The sequence below is a fragment of the Fannyhessea sp. C0108B2 genome, assembly GCF_056583915.1.
On the sequence record NZ_JBWPJQ010000003.1, the window covers coordinates 20855 to 40822 of the forward strand.

General features: G+C 43.3%; 24 protein-coding genes. 22 read left to right on the forward strand and 2 right to left on the reverse strand.

The genetic code is table 11. From position 1 onward, the window contains the following. Positions 1-23: 23 nt before the first annotated feature. From AC1DBT_RS02070 to AC1DBT_RS02080, 3 genes are read left to right on the forward strand one after another with little or no spacing between them, the layout of a single operon-like run. Positions 24-1001, forward strand: coding sequence for a glycosyltransferase family 2 protein (locus AC1DBT_RS02070; protein WP_480018389.1), 978 nt, complete (start codon positions 24-26; stop codon positions 999-1001). Beyond that, positions 988-2658, forward strand: coding sequence for a hypothetical protein (locus tag AC1DBT_RS02075; protein WP_480018390.1), 1671 nt, complete (start codon positions 988-990; stop codon positions 2656-2658). Before AC1DBT_RS02070 ends, AC1DBT_RS02075 begins: the two co-directional genes overlap by 14 nt. Next, complete coding sequence (locus tag AC1DBT_RS02080; protein WP_480018391.1) at positions 2651-3064, forward strand: GtrA family protein; 414 nt, start codon at positions 2651-2653, stop codon at positions 3062-3064. The genes AC1DBT_RS02075 and AC1DBT_RS02080 overlap by 8 nt, the downstream gene beginning before the upstream one ends. 219 nt (positions 3065-3283) lie before the next feature. Here AC1DBT_RS02080 and AC1DBT_RS02085 read toward each other — a convergent pair whose 3' ends face one another. Beyond that, positions 3284-4936 carry a lantibiotic ABC transporter permease gene (locus AC1DBT_RS02085; RefSeq protein ID WP_480018392.1) on the reverse strand — a complete coding sequence of 551 codons (1653 nt, stop codon included), beginning with the start codon at positions 4934-4936 and terminating at the stop codon, positions 3284-3286. A gap of 11 nt (positions 4937-4947) precedes the next feature. Next, positions 4948-5877: an ABC transporter ATP-binding protein gene (locus tag AC1DBT_RS02090; RefSeq protein ID WP_480018393.1), complete on the reverse strand. Its 930-nt coding sequence runs from the start codon at positions 5875-5877 to the stop codon at positions 4948-4950. Between the two features lie 723 nt (positions 5878-6600). Here AC1DBT_RS02090 and AC1DBT_RS02095 point away from each other — a divergent pair. The 19 genes from AC1DBT_RS02095 to rplQ all read left to right on the forward strand — a co-directional run bounded on the left by AC1DBT_RS02095 (position 6601) and on the right by rplQ (position 19779). After that, entirely contained in the window at positions 6601-9246 is a 2646-nt protein-coding gene (locus AC1DBT_RS02095; protein ID WP_480018394.1) for an InlB B-repeat-containing protein, read from the forward strand. Positions 9247-9791: 545 nt separating this feature from the next. Next, positions 9792-10355: a 50S ribosomal protein L5 gene (gene rplE / locus AC1DBT_RS02100; protein ID WP_006302390.1), complete on the forward strand. Its 564-nt coding sequence runs from the start codon at positions 9792-9794 to the stop codon at positions 10353-10355. An 82-nt stretch (positions 10356-10437) separates the two neighbouring features. Then, complete coding sequence (locus AC1DBT_RS02105; RefSeq protein WP_006302391.1) at positions 10438-10623, forward strand: type Z 30S ribosomal protein S14; 186 nt, start codon at positions 10438-10440, stop codon at positions 10621-10623. Between the two features lie 85 nt (positions 10624-10708). Beyond that, complete coding sequence (gene rpsH / locus AC1DBT_RS02110; protein WP_048596368.1) at positions 10709-11107, forward strand: 30S ribosomal protein S8; 399 nt, start codon at positions 10709-10711, stop codon at positions 11105-11107. 28 nt (positions 11108-11135) lie between these two features. Further along, positions 11136-11672, forward strand: a complete 537-nt coding sequence (gene rplF / locus AC1DBT_RS02115) for a 50S ribosomal protein L6 (protein WP_480018395.1) — start codon at positions 11136-11138, stop codon at positions 11670-11672. Between the two features lie 60 nt (positions 11673-11732). Then, positions 11733-12101, forward strand: coding sequence for a 50S ribosomal protein L18 (rplR, locus tag AC1DBT_RS02120; RefSeq protein WP_006302394.1), 369 nt, complete (start codon positions 11733-11735; stop codon positions 12099-12101). Between the two features lie 11 nt (positions 12102-12112). Then, positions 12113-12634 (forward strand): 30S ribosomal protein S5, encoded by a 522-nt coding sequence (gene rpsE, locus AC1DBT_RS02125; RefSeq protein WP_006302395.1) that lies wholly within the window; start codon positions 12113-12115, stop codon positions 12632-12634. A gap of 5 nt (positions 12635-12639) precedes the next feature. Further along, complete coding sequence (rpmD, locus tag AC1DBT_RS02130; RefSeq protein WP_006302396.1) at positions 12640-12828, forward strand: 50S ribosomal protein L30; 189 nt, start codon at positions 12640-12642, stop codon at positions 12826-12828. An 11-nt stretch (positions 12829-12839) separates the two neighbouring features. Continuing rightward, on the forward strand, positions 12840-13280 hold the full coding sequence (gene rplO / locus AC1DBT_RS02135) for a 50S ribosomal protein L15 (RefSeq protein ID WP_480018396.1): 441 nt from the start codon (positions 12840-12842) through the stop codon (positions 13278-13280). Positions 13281-13282: 2 nt separating this feature from the next. Continuing rightward, on the forward strand, positions 13283-14563 hold the full coding sequence (gene secY, locus AC1DBT_RS02140; RefSeq protein ID WP_061103260.1) for a preprotein translocase subunit SecY: 1281 nt from the start codon (positions 13283-13285) through the stop codon (positions 14561-14563). 279 nt (positions 14564-14842) lie between these two features. After that, positions 14843-15469 carry an adenylate kinase gene (locus AC1DBT_RS02145; RefSeq protein WP_464362127.1) on the forward strand — a complete coding sequence of 209 codons (627 nt, stop codon included), beginning with the start codon at positions 14843-14845 and terminating at the stop codon, positions 15467-15469. Then, on the forward strand, positions 15466-16260 hold the full coding sequence (gene map, locus AC1DBT_RS02150; protein ID WP_480018397.1) for a type I methionyl aminopeptidase: 795 nt from the start codon (positions 15466-15468) through the stop codon (positions 16258-16260). Before AC1DBT_RS02145 ends, map begins: the two co-directional genes overlap by 4 nt. Positions 16261-16435: 175 nt before the next feature. Next, complete coding sequence (gene infA, locus AC1DBT_RS02155; protein ID WP_010241555.1) at positions 16436-16654, forward strand: translation initiation factor IF-1; 219 nt, start codon at positions 16436-16438, stop codon at positions 16652-16654. Between the two features lie 114 nt (positions 16655-16768). Further along, complete coding sequence (gene rpmJ / locus AC1DBT_RS02160; protein ID WP_002563183.1) at positions 16769-16882, forward strand: 50S ribosomal protein L36; 114 nt, start codon at positions 16769-16771, stop codon at positions 16880-16882. Between the two features lie 15 nt (positions 16883-16897). Further along, entirely contained in the window at positions 16898-17269 is a 372-nt protein-coding gene (rpsM, locus tag AC1DBT_RS02165) for a 30S ribosomal protein S13 (RefSeq protein WP_006302402.1), read from the forward strand. A 9-nt stretch (positions 17270-17278) separates the two neighbouring features. Beyond that, positions 17279-17677: a 30S ribosomal protein S11 gene (gene rpsK, locus AC1DBT_RS02170; RefSeq protein ID WP_006302403.1), complete on the forward strand. Its 399-nt coding sequence runs from the start codon at positions 17279-17281 to the stop codon at positions 17675-17677. A gap of 18 nt (positions 17678-17695) precedes the next feature. Next, the gene (gene rpsD / locus AC1DBT_RS02175; RefSeq protein ID WP_006302404.1) at positions 17696-18289 is read left to right on the forward strand and encodes a 30S ribosomal protein S4; all 594 of its coding nucleotides are present in this window, start codon (positions 17696-17698) and stop codon (positions 18287-18289) included. Positions 18290-18310: 21 nt separating this feature from the next. Continuing rightward, a complete protein-coding gene (locus AC1DBT_RS02180; RefSeq protein WP_006302405.1) occupies positions 18311-19255 on the forward strand; it encodes a DNA-directed RNA polymerase subunit alpha in 945 nt (314 codons plus the stop codon). Positions 19256-19290: 35 nt separating this feature from the next. Next, positions 19291-19779 carry a 50S ribosomal protein L17 gene (gene rplQ / locus AC1DBT_RS02185; protein WP_006302406.1) on the forward strand — a complete coding sequence of 163 codons (489 nt, stop codon included), beginning with the start codon at positions 19291-19293 and terminating at the stop codon, positions 19777-19779. The last annotated feature ends 189 nt before the right edge of the window (positions 19780-19968 follow it).

Sequence of the window (19968 nt, forward strand, 5' to 3'; positions counted from 1 at the left end):
CAAGTATAGAAGGTTGTGTGTAGATGAAGGAAATAAATCTGTGGCTTGTTATTCCTTGTTATAACGAAGAGGAAGTTCTGCCTCTTACTGCACCTTTGTTTTTGAACGAAGTTAATCAACTGATATTAAGTCATAAAATTTCTTCTTCAAGCAAAATTTGTTTTGTTGATGACGGGTCAACTGATAACACATGGTCTATTATTAAGAAATTTTCTGAAACCAATCCAATATATCAGGGGATTCGTCTAGCACATAACGCAGGACACCAAAATGCGGTACTTTGTGGGCTTACGCACGCAGCTAACTCTAGCTTCTGTGATGCCTGTATATCTACTGACTGTGATGGTCAAGATGACATTCATGCCATATCAGCTATGGTTGATAAGTATTTGTCTGGATATGAAGTTGTATATGGAGTTCGTTCTAAACGTGCAACGGATACAGCATTTAAGCGAATAACTGCAGAATCGTATTATAAGCTTTTGGCAGCTTTGGGCGTTGATGTTGTATTTAATCATGCTGATTACCGCCTTATGGGTCGCAAGGCACTTACAGCGCTCATGAGTTTTAAAGAGAGAAACTTATTCTTAAGAGGTATTGTGCCTTCCATTGGGTTTAAAAGTGCACAAGTTTACTACGAAAGAAATGAGCGCATGGGGGGAGTATCTCACTACCCTTTGCGCAAGATGCTTGCTCTTGCAATTAACGGCATAACAAACTTTTCTGTTACCCCCATACATTTTATTGCGGCTTTAGGGTTTGCGTTTAGTTTATTGGGATTTTTAGGCATTATATGGGTTCTCTTAAGCTATTTCCTTAATTTAACAATTCCTGGTTGGTCGAGTATTTTATTATGTATTTGCCTTTTTGGTGGCTTGCAACTTCTTGCCTTGGGGATCATAGGAGAATATGTCGGCAAGATTTATATAGAAGTCAAGCAAAGACCTCGCTTTGTAGTTTCTGATTATACGTGGAAAGTATCAAATTATGTGCATGACTAAAGCCCGAGAAATAGTTTCTCGTATTCTCATTGGCTGTGAATATACTGCACATTGTGCAACGCGTTTATATATTCTTGCAGTTATGATGTTGGGCTTTATGCTTGCTCCTTTTATTTATTTTGCAGCAAAAACATCAATAGCGGTTTTTACCCCGCTTTATTTTTGTATTACATTTTTAATTCTTATCGCTATATATGCTGGTATATATTTCATTACAAAAAAATGTCAAGCAAAACAAGCTATGAAGCGCATAGCTGCGTGGTTTTCTTTGCGCAACCATTTTTTAATAGTTTTGTTTTTAACTGTTGTAATTGTGTTTATAGCACAGTTGTACTGCATATATGGAGCTTGGTTTTACGCGGGTTGGGATCTGGGTTTTCTTACCAATTTTGAACCTTCCGATACGTTTTATTATTCTTACTTTCCAAATCAATTGTTTTTGGGTGGTCTTTTTAGAATAGCTAATCGCTTGAGTATGTTATTGGGGCTCAGATCTACTTACCGGTTTTTGACTATAGGCAGTAGCTTTTGTGTAACAACATCAATTGCATTAACTTCTCTTGTGGCATATAGGCTTGCTCATATCAAAACAGCATACATCACATTATGTTTAGGTGTCCTTCTCATTGGGTGCAATCCTTGGTTTTTTGTTCCTTATTCTGATACATATTCCATGCCATTTGTTATTGCGCCTTTTTTTGTTATGGCATATGTCAAAAAACCGTTCCCAAAAATATTTCTAACTACGCTTATTGTTTTGCTGGGCTCATTTATTAAACCTACCGTGGTGTTTGTGGGAGTGGCTCTGGTTGCAGAAGCGTTGTGTGGCAAAATTTCTACAGGTATTACAACACGCGTAAGAATTCCCGTCCAAACTGAATCCATTCAGGCCAGCAATGAATCCAATAATACATGTTGTAAAAACGTTGTATCATCGGTTAGTGTAACCATTTGTGCGCTGTCGCTTGCTTGTTTATGTGGGTTTGGTATCAAAAAATATGTGAGTTCTATTATGGCTGCACATTATACCGTTAATTACGAGCGTTCATTTGGGGTGACTCATTACCTTATGATGGGTAGCAATCCTGTAGATTTAGGAATTTTTTCTCAACATGATTATATGCTTTCAGTGATGTATCTAAAACCTGGTCCAAGAACATCTATGAACTTACGTGTATGGAAGTCTCGTATAGCTTTTTTGGGTCCAAAAGGTTGCTTAACATTGTTGGGTAGAAAAAGTTTATCAAACTATATGGATGGAAGTTTTGCATGGACACAAGAGGGGAATTTCTTTGCAAGGATTGTTGGAAGAAATCAGCATATTTTAAAGTGGTTTGGCATTCAATATAATAATCCTGCACGTGACGCGGATTATATTATGCCTTTTATGCACATTCAGCAGATTATATGGTTTGCAACGCTTATAGGGCTGGTTTTTTGTCCATATGTGCGCAAATTGCCTGATGGTAGAAATGCTATGATGCTTGCAATACTTATGATCAGTGTCTTTCTCATGATCTTTGAATGTCGAGCAAGGTATCTTTTTCTGTATACACCGCTCTTCGTAATTCTTGCTGCACAAGGGCACCAAAAAATTTATAGTCTTGTGACTACGTTCTTAACACGGCGCAATAAGGGGTTCCGCACAAATGAATAAACTAATTAAACAAATATGTAACTTTGGTATCGTGGGTCTTATTGCAACGGCTCTTGATTATGTGTTGATGATTGTCTTCCACGAATGTTTTGGAATAGACATATTAATATCTTCTACGGTGTCGTTTGCGCTATCCACGGTCTTTAATTATTTGGCCTCTATGAAGTATGTTTTTAAGCATAAAGATTCATACTCTAAGCTGCAAGAATTTTGTATATTTGCCGTATTGTCAATCATTGGTCTGATGCTAAATACGCTTGTTATGTGGCTTGGAGAGGCCGTTTGTAATGCGTTTGCCATAGATTATGGTGCACATATGATCTATATCTATGTTAAGGTTCTCGCTACGGGTACGGTGCTTGTTTGGAATTTTGTTTCTCGTAAATTATTGCTCGACGCTTCGTAATCTATTTGCATATATGCAGGAAAAAGCTCCGAAGTCACACGTGCTTCGGAGCTTTTTTGTTGACAATAGTTTTTGTAGCTAGCTATGGTAAGTTACTTGTTCAACGTACGTATACTGCGCAAACATATGTCAAGTGATAACTTATCGCGTGAACACATGGCGTGCGGACTCGAATCGTGCAAACATATGTCACAAGCACTACAACGCCATGGACTCTGATTATCCTTCTACCAAAGGCGTGTTCATCAAGTGGTCGTACACAAAGTACGCTATCCCCAATAAAATTGCAGCTCCCAACAGGGTGCAGGTAACATAGGTAGTGTCGCCACCAAAAAACTCGCCTAAGGGGTTAAAACAAACAAGAGCCGTAATTCCAATGCAAATATAGCACAGGACAAAAAGTGCCAACGTCCATTTTTGTTTCTTGAACGCGTGTGCAATTTCGTGAGTATCGTCCCAGCTAAAATTGGGATCGCCAGCATCAATTGCCAGAGCGCACACAGAAAGAAACGCAATCGAGGCACACGGCATTATCAGCAACGCAAAACGTTCGGCCAAGGTCAGCGGCAGAAAGATGTTATACAGCACTTCTTCTATCGCAAGCGCTATTCCTATAGGGGTAGTTGCTGCAATAAGCTTTGCGCGCATAATGTCGCGCGCGTGCAAAGGCATCGTTTGAAGGTGCCACCATTTGTTGCCTTCCAACGTAATAGCATACAAGCTAGCTGGCGCCATGTTGGTATAAATGGGAATACACGCTACAACCGCGCATAATATGTGGCCTTCCATGTGGTTTATATAGGGAAATAGACAGAGAAAGCTTGCCGCTGCTAAACCAAAAAGCGGACCTATGAGTACGTTCATTGCAACTGTCGAGCTGCGACGCAGCAAGATTCCGTCTTTTTTTATGAGTGCAACCATGCTTCGATGTTTCATTACAATTGCGTGTAGCAAGTTGTCCGCTTGCTTGTTTGCTTGCGTGTACGTATCGTTTGTGCCAGCTTCCTCAAAAGAAAATGATCGCGTTTGTACCCTTACATCTTTAAGCGCAATGAGTGAGTCAAGATTTCTAGCAAGCCATGTAGCAAAAATCGTGTAGATAATCATAATTGGTAGAGCAAGTTTGGCAAGGGCTAATATGTCACCCATGCAAGCAGCGGCAAAGACATCAACAAACGAAAGCACCATGGTAATAGAGTTAAGATAGGGAAGGATAAAGCTTTGTAATTCGGGAATAGCAAGGCCGTATCCAATAATAATGGCCGGTACGATAACTATGCATGTTACCAGTGCCATCACAAAAATGTGTCCACCGCGAAACTTGCGATTAAGCGCGTATCCAGCGCAAAAACACAGGATAGAAAAAATTGAGGTATAAAGCGGTGTGAGAATGGTGCCAAAAACGGCAAGACGTATAAGACTTAGCATGTCAACGTGAGCACTCCAAGCAATAACGCCGCATATCATAAAGATAAGTGCAGAAATAAATGATCCGCTTAATGCGTCTATAAGTCGCGTCCAGGCAATGGTCAGCTGCGATATGGGCATAGTTTTAAGCTGCTGGTAACGTCCTGTTTCAAAAAGGGCGGAACCAAGACTCAAAAAGTCGGTTATCAAGATAGAAAGAAAAGCACATATAAAAACCGCTGTTGGGAGTATCTGTGGTCCCATGAGTTCTATAAGGATACTAAAGAAGCCGATGAAGGCTTGCATAAGCAGCACAAGGACAACAACAGCAACAATTGTGCCTCGTATGGCAGGGTTGATAAATGCCTTGGTATTACCTCTTCTTTTTGTGGTAAATGCTTTGGCCCAATTCTCAATAAGATCTATCTTAATGAGGGAATATATTTGTTTTAACGTGTGTGGCATCATGATCACATCTATTCTGCACTGGTGTTCGAGGTTGCTGCGTCAGATAAATCACAGGGTTCATCTGTACTTGCATTTTCGCGCGTAGATGCTGAGGACTCACCTGTGACAAGGCCTGCGGAATCGTCTGTTACAATGCTTGCGGAATCATCTGCGAGCTCGTTCATAAAAAGCGTTTCAAGCGATGTATTGTGAGTAAGCTCGGACATAGTTCCTTGCGCTACCAGGCGACCATTTTTAATCATGGCAGCTTTGTTGCAGAGCTTTTCGGCAACCTCCAAAACGTGCGTAGAATAAAATACAGCGCCACCTGCTTGGCAAATCTCGTGCATGATTTCCTTAAAGTGAAGCGTTGCTTCGGGGTCAAGACCTACAAAAGGCTCGTCGAGCACAAGCAAGCGAGGGTTATGCAAAAGCGATGCAATAATAGCAATTTTTTGTTTCATACCATGAGAATAATCGGCGCAGCGCATATTAAGCTTTGAGGTGAGCTCAAAAAGATCGGCATACTTGTGCATGCGCTCGCGTGCAAGGCGCGGATCAACGCCATACATATCGGCAACAAAGCGCAGATATTGAATACCACTTACATAGTTATAAATCTCGGGGTTATCGGGCAAATACGAAAAAATTTGCTTGGCGGCAAGAGGCTCATCCACAATAGAATGGCCGTCGATTGTAATGGTGCCGCTGTCAAAGGAGTGGATACCCACGATACTTTTAATAGTGGTTGTTTTACCTGCACCGTTAGGACCGATAAAGGCAAAAATATCGCCAGATTCAACGTTTAAGGTTAGGTCGCGTACTGCGAATGTTTCAAGATTGTGCGCGGATTCTGCGGCGCCCTTTGCGGTTTGTTTTGTAAACTTACGCGCAAATTTTTTAAGAAAGCCCTGTTGCGTTGGCTTGTACGATTTGGTCAAATGATCAATACGGAGCATAACAACCCCTCCCTGTTTATCAATAGTGAGGATATTATAGCCGATCTTAAAATAATGCTGAATAGTATGCGGTGGATTTGCGACGTAAAATTCCTTATACATGTGATTAACTGGGCTTATGCTACAAAATCTTAGGTTGAAGTGACGTTTGCGCGTGTTCCCATACGCATTAGAAAGTCTGTGTTTGCTTGCAGTTACGTCTCTGCGGGCGTGCTTTTACAAAACCTTTAGCCTAATATTCAAAAAAAAACCTTATTTGACACGAGTTTTTGTGGTGCCATTTCACAGAACAAAAAAAGTTTCTTGCATTTGTCCAGGTAAGCGCGTTGATACAATTTTAAGAACCTCTCAAAAGCGGTACGAAGGGCAATTTTTGGTTTCAGAACTCGTGTCAAACAGGATATTTTTCGAATTTCAGAACTCGTGTCAAATAAGATATTTTCGAATTTTTCTCAAAACTTTTTGTATGCCCTAAGGACACGTGAAATAATGCCGGGCCATGTAATTACGTGTCTAAAATCAACATTTATGCACTTTATATGCTTCTAACCTTGATTATCATGTATGTAGCTCACTTATTTTACTTGACAATTTTATAGGTCTGACCAGCGTATATTAAGTTAGCCGAGGATAAAAATAATGAAAATTGACAGCATTTCCCTTGAATAAATATGTGGGGGGGGGTATCATTCTGGATGATTTACTCAGATGGAGGCATTTTTTATGCATACATGTATTGATCGCGCCAAACTTTATACTTTGACTGCGGTAAGCATTGCAGCGTGTACCTGCGCTCTTGGCTTACCTTCTAGCGTTTTTGCTGAAACTCAAACTAGATCTGCGGCAGCTGCGGAGAAATCTGCTGCATCTGCTGACCCTGCTGCTCCTGTTCCTTCTTCTATCCCTGTTCCAGCTACAACCCCTGTCGCTGCTACGACCCACGCTACTCCCACAAATAATCCAGTCTATGACACAGCCGCTAACTATAAGAAAGTTAGTGAAAATGATAGTTTAATTGAATATACGTATGAAAATAATCCAAAAAAAATCACGAACCCATTTCCAGATATAATTTCAGATAAGGAGATTGAAGAAGCGTTTAAGAATAAGCAAATTTCTGTAGAAAAAATTTATTTTAAACCTGCTGCAACTTCAGATAATCCTCATCCTAAAAGTGAGCTTGTTAAAAATAGATTCTTAAAGAATGTTGATGGGGAATATATTGTTTACAAAGTATACAAAAATTTTCCAGATGACAACTCTGCACAGATTTATTCAAATTTTGGAATATCTATAAATGGTTCCATTGCAAAAGATGGGAGTATCTATGCTGGTTCTAAATCAACGATTACAGTTTCCTATGATCCTTTTACTTTTGAGCTGAATGGTTATAAAATTGCTGATAATTCTAAAAAGACTATTGATATCAAATGTATTAATTCTTCCTTTAAAAATTACTTGTATCTAAAGCTGACATACAAGTATAAGTTTAATTCAGAAAGATTTAATTTTTTACACAATTATTGTCATCAGGGTGAATGTGATAATTATTCATTGTTTTTTAATAGATACTTTTCTGCAGCAGATGCGCAGTTCCATTTTGTTGACGACTTGCAATACCGCGCGCTGAATCCTGGTGGCGTAAACGCTGATGGTTCGCTCAAGCAGCGCGGAAATTCTGATACGCATCCATCCTTGACTGATGACGATAAAAAGAAGGGAATCCTTATTTCTTCAGTCCCGCTTCATAAAATTGTGGGATTGACTGATATTTCTGATACTTCTACTGTAACAACCGATGAAGCTGCTTTTTATCGCAATGACAGCGGTGATCTTAAGACTCCTATTTTATCATTTAAAAAAGTCCCAAAAGCTAAAGATATAAAGCGTCCTACGCTTGCTGATCTTACTGGTATGAATATTCCAGGATATGTGTACTGGGATAACGACATCGATAAGCCTCAGAACAAGAATCATGAGTTTGCAAATGATGACGCAACCAACAAAACCCCTGGTAATCACTATCTTTCCTTTGCATATGAGATGAAGGATGGCCAACCTGTCAAGCGTCTTACGCGCAAACACTATTATGTGACGTTTAGACCTATCCCAACGCAGCTTGTCGTGCAATATAAGAATCTTGATAAGGCAATTGAGACAGGCAAGACATATACCCTCTATGCAGGGGATTATGCTGAGAACAAGAAGATTACGGGTGACTTTACGTCGTCTCAAGCGGGCAAGGCGCCCGATTTGAATGCTCTGAAAAGCATATTAAAAGCCAAGAGCACGTCTTTGATCCGCGAAGGTGTGGGCTATTTTTCCAATAAATTACCCTATCTCGCGCCCGGCTCATACATGGTAATGCCCACAGCACCTGCTCCTGACGGCTATGAATGGGTTCTTCAACCACAAGATGCTGCAGATCTTGCAAAAGCTCCTACGCAAGCTAAGATTGATATCACGGCGCATACCAAGGACGACAGCCCCACCCAACAAGTGGTTACGTTTGTTCCTCGCATGATAACACATACGGTTACCTTCATGAATGATGGTAAGCAATATAAGCAAGTCAAAGTACAGCATGGTAAGGCAATAGCTACTGATCTGCTCAAAGATGAGTCGATGCCTGATGCCCCTAAAAAAGATGGTTATGTCTTTAAGGAATGGAATACCGATCCTTCTGGTAAAGATAAATCTGGCGTATTTACAGGCAAGACTACGGTAAACCAGGACACAACGGTGTACGCGATATATGCTTTGAAGGCAACTGTTATGAACAAAGCTCCGCAGTTAAGCGTGCAAGATAAAACCATTACCGAAGGCACTCCTCTAGATTTAAGAAGCTTAATACTTTCTGCTTCCGATAAAGAAGACGGTGACCTCAAAAATAAAGTAGAAATTTCTGCAGGTAGTTTTGATTATACCGAGCCTGGAACTTATACGGTTTCGTTTTCTGTTGCCGATAAAGATGGTGCACGTGTAACGAAGCAAGCTACTGTAACCGTTCAGAAAAAGCCTGTACCGCCTGAGCCACAGCCAGAGCCAGAGCCGCAGCCACAGCCAGAGCCGCAGCCGCAGCCAGAACCACAGCCAGAGCCGCAGCCAGAGCCTGAGCCTGAGCCACAGCCACCAGTGCCAGTACCAACTCCCAAATCCACGCCTGCTCCAGAGCAGCAGCCGACTCCGGTTCCAACACCTGCACCCGTACCTACACCTGCACCTGCACGTAACCATATACGCGCGCTTCCCCAGACTGGAGACACTTGTGTGCTTCCAGAGTTTTCGGTACTTGCACGTGCACTTGGTCTAACCTTTGGATCTGTAATTGGTCTCATTTCGCACAAGCGTCGTCGTAGGCAGCACTAGCATCACATACCTTTAGCACCAAATCCAGCCCGCACTCACACCACCTGGCTTTTTGCCGCCGTGCGTGTCTCTGCGGGCGTGCTTTTACAAAACCTTTAGCCTAATATTCGAAAAAAACCTTGTTTGACACGAGTTTTTGTGGCGCCATGTCACAGAACCAAAAAACGTATTTTGCATTTGCCCAGGTAAGCGTGTTGGTACCGTTTTGAGAACCTCTCAAAAGCAGCGCGAAGGGCAATTTTTGGCGTCAGAGCTCGTGTCAAACGGGGTACTTTTCGAATTTTTCTCAAAACTTTTGTTTTCGGCTAAAAAAACGCCGCCGTCAGAAGCAAGCGCCTGCCCGAAATATGGAATTATCCTGATGTTTTTGTAAATGCGGCCAACAGCACCCAAATACTCCAAGAGAAACAGGTATCATTTACCGTTGCAACTTTATAGGGGATACGTAGGTGTCTTTTACAAAATTGCAGGTAGGCTCCCGATAAGGTGTCGGGAGGTGCGAGGCGATCCCCGCACTTAAAACCCCAAGAGTTTAGGAGTGTCCTATGGCAAAGAAGTCAACCGAAGCCATGCCTCGATTAAAGGCAAAATACTTCGATGAAGTACGCGATGTGCTTCAAAAGGAATTTGAGTACAAAAATGTTAACCAAATTCCAAAGATCGAGAAAATCGTCGTAAACATGGGTGTTGGCGAAGCCGCTGGCGACCACAAGGCAATCGAGGGCGCTGTATCAGACCTTCGTGACATTACTGGTCAACAACCAATGGTTACCCACGCTCGTAAATCTATCGCTACTTTCCACCTTCGCGCTGGTATGCCTATTGGCGCTAAAGTAACACTTCGTGGCGATCGTATGTACGAGTTCTTTGATCGTCTTATTTCTATTGCTATTCCACGTATCCGCGACTTTCGTGGTATTTCCTCTAAGAGCTTTGACGGCCACGGTAATTTCTCCATGGGCGTAACCGAGCAGCTTATCTTTGCGGAAATTGACTTCGACAAAGTCGATCACACACGTGGTATGGACATTACCGTTGTAACTACAGCATCTACCGACGAAGAGGGTCGTGCACTTTTAGCTGCATTTAACTTCCCGTTCAAAAAATAGTATTTGGTAGATGATGGAGTGGCTGTGCTTCGCACAGCAATCGTAAGGCTTTGGTAATAAAGCCAAGGTAAAAGGAGGATTTGTGGCTAAGACATCGATGATCGTCAAGGCAAACCGTGAGCCGAAGTTTTCATCACGCACACAAAACCGTTGCCAACGTTGTGGACGTCCTCACAGCGTATATCGCAAGTTTGGTTTATGCCGTGTTTGCTTCCGCGAAATGGCTTGTATAGGCGAGCTCCCTGGCGTGCGCAAAGCAAGCTGGTAGGAAGCTCTGGTGTGTAGGCATCTTTGCTACGGGCAAAGTGTGAACCACATGCACAGTTTCATCACGAACGAAGGAGAAGGAATCTATGAAGGTTACCGATCCCATAGCGGACATGTTAACGCGTATTCGTAACGCTAACTCCGCAGGTAAACCTGAGGTCTCTTTACCCTCCAGCAAGGTACTTGCTGAGGTAGCTCGCGTAATCTGCGAGGAAGGGTATATTGAGTCCTTTGAGATTGAAGATAGTAAACCTCAAAAAACTTTACACATTACACTTAAGTATGGAGAAAAGCGTGCCCGCGTGATCCGCGGTATTCGCCGTATTTCTAAATGCGGTCTGCGTATTTACTCCTCAGCAGATAAACTGCCGCGTGTTCTTGGCGGTCTTGGTACTGCTGTAATCTCAACTTCTAAGGGCATGATGTGCGATCGTGACGCTCGTAAATTGGGCGTTGGCGGCGAGGTCATTGCCTATATTTGGTAATCGTTACTCATCTGGATAGGAGCAGACAATGTCTCGTATTGGTAAGAAGCCTGTCTTGGTTCCAGCCGGTGTAACGGTGACCATTGACGGAACTCACGTTGTTGCTAAGGGCAGCAAAGGCGAGCTTGAGCGTACGTTTTCAAAGCTCGTTGTAATTAAAGAAGAGGGTCAAGAGCTTTTAGTTGAGCTCGCTGAGCCAACGGTAGAAGCCAACGCTCAACAAGGTTTAACACGCACCCTGCTTCACAACATGGTAATCGGTGTTTCGGAAGGTTTTGAGAAGCGTCTTGAGCTTGCTGGTGTTGGTTATCGTGCTTCACTTAAAGGTAAAGACTTGGATTTATCTCTAGGTTACTCGCACCCAGTTATTTATCCTTGCCCAGCCGAAATGTCATTTGAGGTTCCCGATAACACTCACATTGTTGTTAAGGGAATTTCTAAGGAGCAAGTTGGTCAAGTTGCTGCTGAAATTCGTTCTAAGCGTCCTCCTGAGCCTTACAAAGGTAAAGGTATTCACTACGAAGGCGAACACATTCGCAGAAAACTTGGTAAGGCTGCTAAGTAGTTTTACTTCACCTAGGAAGTCTGTTACCCCGTTAGGTAGCGGCATGTTGAAGGAGAAAGTATGAACAAGAACCAGGCTAAGCTTGCGGGTCTTAAACGCCGCAAACGCCGTGTTCGTTCCAAGGTATTTGGAACAGCTGAGCGTCCTCGTTTGAGCGTGCATCGTACAAACGCTCATATTTACGCTCAAGTTATTGATGACTGTGATGCTAAGGTAATCTGCGCTGTTTCTACCTTAACCGCAGAAATTAAAAGTCAAGTAAAAGTTGGTTCAAATAAAGAAGCTGCAGAGCTTGTAGGTAAACTTGTTGCCGAGCGTGCATTAAGCGCTGGTGTAAAAGAAGTTACCTTTGATCGTGGTGGACACATTTACCATGGTCGTATTAAGGCTTTGGCAGAAGGTGCCCGCGAAGCGGGTCTGAAGTTCTAGGAGGAATTTGAATGCCACGTGATCGTAAGCGCCAGGATGACTCCGAGCTTCAGGAGCGCGTAGTTTACATCCATCGCGTATCTAAAACTGTAAAAGGTGGACGTCGTATGTCCTTACTTGCACTTGTTGTTGTAGGAGACGGCAAGGGTAATGTAGGTATTGGTATGGGTAAGTCTGCCGAGGTTCCACAAGCAATTCAAAAAGCTGTGGACGATGCAAAAAAGAACATGTTCCATGTGCCTATCACAGAAAATGGTTCAGTTCCTCATGCTGTTAAAGAGCACTATGGTGCTGGTTGTGTATTGATTCAACCTGCTGTGCCTGGTACTGGTGTTATTGCTGGAGGTCCTGTTCGTCCTCTGTTCGAAATGGCAGGAATTACCAATGTACTGTCTAAGTCATTGGGTACCGGCAATGCTCTTAACATGATTAAAGCTGCTGCAAAAGGCTTGCAATCCTTAACAAGCCCTGAGGAAGCAGCTGCTCGTCGTGGTATGAGCGTAAAAGAGATGTTTAATGGAAAGGAGGCCTAAGCACCATGGCTGATAAAAAAGTAAGCGTTAAGCTTGTTCGCAGTGCTGTTGCATCTGTGAAAAAAGATCAAACATTGACCTGTCGTGCAATGGGTCTTCGTAAAATTGGTGACGTTTCGGTTCTCCCTGATAACCCAAGCGTCCGTGGAATGATCTTCAAGGTAAAGCACCTTGTTGAGGTTGAAGAGAACTAGGAGCAAGACATATGCAACTCAATGATCTTCGTCCTGCACAAGGTTCCAAGAAATCACGTAAGCGCATTGGTCGCGGAAACTCTTCTGGTTTTGGAACAACTGCTGGCCGCGGTACTAAAGGTCAGCTTTCACGTGCTGGTGGCGGTAAAGGAGCCGGATTTGAAGGTGGACAACAGCCTTTAGCTATGCGTTTGCCTAAGCTTCCCGGTTTTACTAATCACAATCGTGTAGCATACACACCTGTTAATGTTGATCGTCTGAACACCTTGTTTGCCGATGGCGAAACCGTAAACGACGAAGCATTAGTACAAAAAGGTGTAATTAAACACACCTATATTCCTGTTAAGGTTTTGGGTAACGGTGAACTTTCTAAGAAACTTACCGTATCTGTTGATAAGGTTTCTGCTTCTGCTAAAGCAAAAATTGAGGCAGCCGGAGGAAAGGTCGAGTAAGCGTGTTTAAGGGCATCTCGAGCGCATTTCGCATCAAGGAATTAAGAAACAAGATTTTCATTACAGTGGCAATCCTGTTGCTTTATCGTTTTGGCGCATATTTACCTGCACCTGGTGTGCCGTTTGCTCGCATGCTCCAGGCATTTCAAGAGGCTTCCGCTGGTAGTGGTGCAGTAGCTGTACTCAATCTTTTTTCTGGTGGAGCTCTTTCTCGCGTTTCTGTTTTTAGTTTAGGAATTATGCCGTACATCACGGCTCAGATTATTTTGCAGATGTTCCAGGCGGTTATACCTTCACTTGGAGAGCTTGCAAAAGAAGGCGAATCAGGACAACGTAAGATTACGCAGTATACGCGTTATCTTACGGTTGTTCTGGCGTTGGTAAATGCGGTTGGATATTACTTTTTATTCAAGAGTTATGGAATTAGTTTTTCAAACCTTGGTTTTCCTGAATATATCGAAGCGTTTATCATCGTAGGAGTCTTGCTCGTTGGCGCCATGATTATTATGTGGCTTGGTGAAGTTATCACGCAACGCGGTGTTGGTAACGGAATGTCACTTATCATCTTTGCTAACATTATGGCTGGCCTTCCTTCTGCACTTACCTCGTCGGTTAATACCTCTACCTTTGGAATGGTAACAACACTTGTTACGCTTCTTGTTATTTTGGCTATTATCCCCATTATTATCTTCATTGAGCGTGGCCAGCGTCGTATCCCTGTTCAATATGCTAAGCGCGTGATGGGAAGACGAATTATGGGTGGTCAATCTACCTACCTTCCTATTAAGGTTAATACGGCAGGCGTTGTTCCTATTATCTTTGCTTCTGCTTTGTTATATATGCCTGCTCAGGTTGCAGTATTTTTCCCGCGTGTTGACTGGATCCAGGCTTTTGCTAACTCCCTTTCTACGGGCTGGGTAAACTGGGTATTATCGGTTGTACTTATCGTATTTTTTGCCTATTTCTATACTGCTATGGTATTTAACCCCGATGAAACTGCAGACCAGCTAAAAAAAGCAGGCGGATTTGTGCCTGGTGTTCGCCCTGGTGGCGCAACGGCTGCATATATTAAAGATGTGTTGGATCACATTACGTTACCTGGTGCACTGTTTATGGCTGCAATTGCTGTTATTCCTTCTATTATGTTTAGGTTTACGGGGAATACGTTGTTGCAAGCGTTTGGTGGTACTTCGGTGCTTATTATGGTTGGCGTTGCTATGGATACAATTTCTCAGCTTGAAAGCCAGCTCAAAATGCACAATTACGAGGGACTTTTCCATTAGAGTTGCTGGGTACCATAGAGTGCATTTCTATTGGCACACTCATAAGATTATGAAGCGGAGCTTATGGCTCCGCTTTTTTGTTGGCTGAGTACATGATGGGGCCTATTATTCGAGAGTTTTAACCTTAATCCCTGTATTTTGCGCAGAGCAACCACGCTAGATCCCATAAACTGATAGTGAGGTTGTACGCTTTTGAAAAATCTCAATCTTCGTGTGTTTAAGCTAAAAAACGTGTTACATTAGTCATATCTGTTTAACAATCGAAAGGTGTTGAATCCTATGAATTTAGTACTTCTCGGTGCACCTGGTGCAGGAAAAGGTACACAAGCGCAAAAGCTTGTTGCTGAATTTGGTTTTGTTCATATTTCTACAGGAGACCTACTTAGAAGTGCGGTTTCGGCTCATACAGAATTGGGGAGTCAAGCCGAGTCTTATATGAAGGCGGGAAAGCTTGTACCCGATGAGCTTGTAATTGGGCTGGTTAAAGAACGCCTTTCGCATGACGATGTAGAAAAGGGATTTTTGCTTGACGGTTTTCCACGCAATTGCGACCAGGCTCAAGTTTTGGATGCCGAGCTTGCAACACTTGGTAAAACCCTTGATGGTGCGCTTTATGTAAATGTGTCTAAAGACTTAATTGTTAAGCGCCTGAGCTCGCGCAGAACTTGCCGCGCTTGTGCTTATACCGCTCCTGCTGGCTGTGATGTTTGTCCTGCTTGTGGCGGTCAGATGTATCAACGCGATGACGATAAGCCCGAAACTATTCAAAAGCGCCTTGAAACTTATGAAACCCAAACTGCTCCTTTAGTTGATTATTACAAAGCTCAGTCTAAACTCAAGGAGGTGGACGGAGCCGCTGACCCTGATGAGGTATTTACGCGTGTCAAAGAGCTCCTTTCCTTATGATCCATATTAAAAGTCCGCAAGAAATTGAAGAGATGAAGCGTGCAGGAAAACTTTCCAAAGAAGCTTTGCGCTTTGCAGGAACGCTGGTAAAACCTGGCGTTACTACCAAAGAAATTGACAGCGCGGTAGAAAACTTTATTCGTCTGCATGGCGGAATTCCTACGTTTAAGGGTTACTACGGATATCCGGCTTCGCTTTGTTCTTCTATTAACGATCAAATTGTTCACGGTATTCCTTCTCCGAGCACAGTACTTAAAGAAGGCGATATCATCTCCATTGATACGGGCGCTACCGTTGATGGTTGGGTTGGTGATAATGCTTGGACATTTTATGTAGGTGCAGTAAGCGACGAGGCAAAAGCACTGTGTGAAATTACACGCGACTGTCTTCACGACGCCATTGAACAGGCTATTCCTGGAAATCATCTGGGCGATATTGGATTTGCTGCACAAAGTTTGGCAGAAAAGCATGGTTATGGTGTTGTGCGCGATTATGTTGGCCACGGTGTTGGACACGACATGCACGAAGATCCCAATGTTCCTAATTACGGTAAAAAGGGACGTGGTGTAAGACTGCAGATAGGTATGGTTATTGCTATTGAACCTATGATTACGCTGGGAGATTATGCAAGCCATACGTTGCCCGATGGGTGGGGCGTTGTAACCGATGATGGTCAAATTGCTGCCCACTATGAAAACACGCTTGCCATTACCAAAGATGGTCCCGTTGTTTTAACGGCCGATGATCTTGGTGCCGATTGTATTATGCAAGGCGGCGAATCTGACTCATAAAAGTTGTGAGTCAAAAGACGAGCGCGCACGCGATTGGGGTGCATGCGGAGTAACATAAGAAGAAAGTCTGTAGGACTTTTGTGTAATTGTGTACAATACGTGTTGCTATTTCCATTCGTGCTGATTTTATGTATGATAAATGATCGCTGTGATTTGTAAGAAGAAAGTAGGTACGGTGAGTAAACAAGACGGAATCGAGCTTGAAGGCACAGTGCTGGAGCCTTTACCAAACGCAATGTTTAATGTAGAGCTCGAAAACGGTAAAACCATTCTCTGTACTATTTCCGGTAAGATACGCATGAATTATATTCGTATTTTGCCTGGCGATAAGGTAACGGTAGAAATATCTCCGTATGACCTCACCAGAGGTCGTATCACCTATCGCTACAAATAACCCCGTTACATCACGGCAGTTGTTTCGCCTGCGGCTGGGCGTTTATAAACAGATGCTTGTACTAAGCGCATCTGTTGCTACCAGTTTATTCGTACTACTGGGAGGAAGTTTAAGATGAAGGTACGCCCTTCGGTAAAGAAGATGTGCGACAAATGCAAAGTCATTCGTCGTCATGGCAAGGTTTACGTGATCTGCGAGAACCCTCGCCACAAGCAGCGTCAGGGCTAAGAGAGGAGCTCGAAGTTGGCACGTATTAACGGTGTCGATCTTCCACGCGACAAGCGTGTAGAAGTCGGTCTAACGTATTTATACGGTGTTGGGCAAACAAGAGCTACTAAAGTTTGTGCCGAGACCGGTATTAATCCAGATACTCGCGTTAAGGATCTTACAGAGGATGAAGTTACCAAGCTTCGTGACTATATCGATGCAAACTTCACCACTGAAGGTGACTTACGACGTGAAGTAAGGCAAAACACTGCTCGCCTGATGGAGATTGGTTGCTATCGCGGCCTTCGCCATCGTAAGGGTCTTCCTGTACGCGGTCAGCGCACCCATACAAACGCTCGTACCCGTAAAGGTAAGAGACGTCAAATTGGTGCTAAGAAGAAGGCCTAGGAGTAGATTATGCCAAAGAAAAATCAAAAGACCCAGCATATTCGTCGCTCTGAGCGTAAGAATATCGCAGTTGGTCAAGCTCATATCAAGAGCACATTTAATAACACAACTATTTCTATTACTGATCCCCAAGGCAACGTTATTGCTTGGCAATCAGGCGGAACTGTTGGCTTTAAAGGCTCTCGTAAGTCAACTCCATTTGCTGCTCAAGTTGCTGCTGAAGCATGCGCAAAGGCTGCTATGGAGCACGGTCTTCATAAAGTAGCAGTATTCGTCAAAGGACCGGGTTCTGGTCGCGAGACCGCAATCCGTTCTCTTCAGGCAGCCGGACTTGAAGTTTCTGGTATTCAGGATAAAACACCTGTACCGCACAACGGTTGCCGTCCATGCAAACGTCGTCGCGTGTAATAAGGAAGGACAGTAACTATGGCAATTGATAGGACCCCTGTCCTCAAGAGATGCCGTCAACTCGAGATTGAACCAGTTGTTATGGGAATTAACAAGAAGTCCAATCGTCAACCAAGACAACGTCGTCGTCAGTTGAGCGAGTATGGTACTCAGCTTCGTGAAAAACAAAAAGCTAAATTTATTTACGGTATTCTTGAGAAACAGTTTCGCGGTTATTACACCAAAGCTATGAAGGCTGAGGGTATTACTGGTGATAACCTTATGAGTTTGTTAGAAACCCGTTTGGATAATGTTGTATTCCGTCTTGGTTTTGCCCGTACTCGTAAAGAGTCTCGTCAAACAATTCGTCACGGACACATTACCGTTAACGGTAAACGTGTAGACATTCCTTCTTATCAGGTAAAGGCTGACGATGTTATTGCTGTTAGCTCTAAAGCAAAAGATTTGCTTCCTATTAAGGAGTCTCTTATCGTTTCTGAGCGTATGGCAGTTCCTGCTTGGCTTGAGGTCGATGTAGAAAAGCTTCAAGGTAAAGTTCTTCAAATTCCTGTACGCGACCAAATTGACCTTGATATCGATGCTCAGCTCATCGTTGAGCTCTATTCTAAGTAACCTGATTGGCAGGAGGTATTCATGTCAGAATTCATCCGTCCACAGGTTAGTGTGGTGGATATATCCGAAAACCTTGCTCGAGTCAATGTTGAACCATTGGAGCGTGGCTATGGTGACACATTGGGTAACTCCATGCGTCGTGTGCTGTTATCTTCGCTTGAAGGTGCAGCTGTAGAAGCTATTTCCATTGATGGTGTTCAGCACGAATTTTCAACGGTTGATGGCGTATATGAAGACGTTACCGACATTGTGCTTAACGTAAAAGGCTTGGTATTTCACGCTAACGGTTCAGGTGAAACGGCAGAAGCTTCAATCTCTATTGACGGTCCTTGCACTGTTACCGGTGGAGATTTTAAGATTCCTGCTGAATTTGAGCTTATTAACAAAGATCATGTTATTTGCACGTTGGGCGAGGGCGGCCACCTGGCAATGCGTATGCGCATCGGCGTAGGTCGCGGTTATGTTTCAGGTGACGACAACGAGCGCGATGAAGATCCCATTGGTGTTATTCATGTTGACTCGCTTTACTCTCCTGTTCGTCGCTGTGCAAAGACTGTTGAGCCTTGTCGTGTTGGTCAACACACCAATTATGACCGTCTGATTCTTGAGATCGAAACTAACGGTTCAATAAGTCCTCGTGATGCAGTTATCGAAGCTGCAGACATTATTAACCAACACATGGCAGCGTTCATGGATTTGGCCGAAGACGAAGAAGAGCCACAAGAGGATGTCTCGATTTTCTCTAACGAAGAGGAAGAAGAGAACACCGAGCTTGATAAGCAGATTGAGGATCTTGATTTGTCCGTACGCTCATACAACTGTCTTAAGCGCGCAGGCATCCATAATGTTCGTCAACTTGTAGAATTCTCTGAGAACGATTTACTTAACATTCGCAACTTTGGTGTAAAAAGTATTGAAGAGGTTCGCGACAAGCTTGAGGACGCAGGATTGGGACTTAAGCCTTAAGCCACAATAATGTGCTATTGAGGAGAAACTAGACCATGAGACACAATAAAAAAAGAGGTATGAAGCTTGGCACTGATGCCAGCCATACCAAAGCAATGAAAAGGAGCTTGATTGCGTCCCTGCTTGCGAATGACCGTATTAAGACGCTCGAAGCACGCGCAAAAGCTATTCGTCCTGAGGTAGATAAGGTTATCACTTGGGCAAAGAAGGGTGACGTTCATGCACGTCGTCTGGCTATTGCCAAAGTTGGTGACAAAGAAGTTGTACGTCAGGTATTCGAAAAGGCTGCTCAAGGCCTTTGGGCTGATCGCCAAGGCGGATATACACGTATTATGAAGCTTGGTCCTCGTAAGGGTGACGCCGCAGAAGTTGTTATCATTGAGGTTGTTACCGAAAGCGTTGCCAGTGCAGCTCCTGCAACCAAGGTAGAAAAGGTTGCTAAGCCTGCCAAGGCTCAAGAGGCTGAGAAAGCGCAAGACACCAAAGAATCAGCTGATTCAAAGGATGAGAACGCTCAAGCTTAAGGACAGCGAAAAAACTGAGGCATAATGTACGCCTCACGTTAAAACGCCTTTAAAGACCTCGTTTTTGCGAGGTCTTTTTTATTTTGCTAAACTTCATTTTTTGGCTAGACTTTATTTTCCAGTGGCTTTTTAATTGGCTCATTTATTCGTATAATCAGATAGCATAATATATGCCCTTGGTTTTTATAT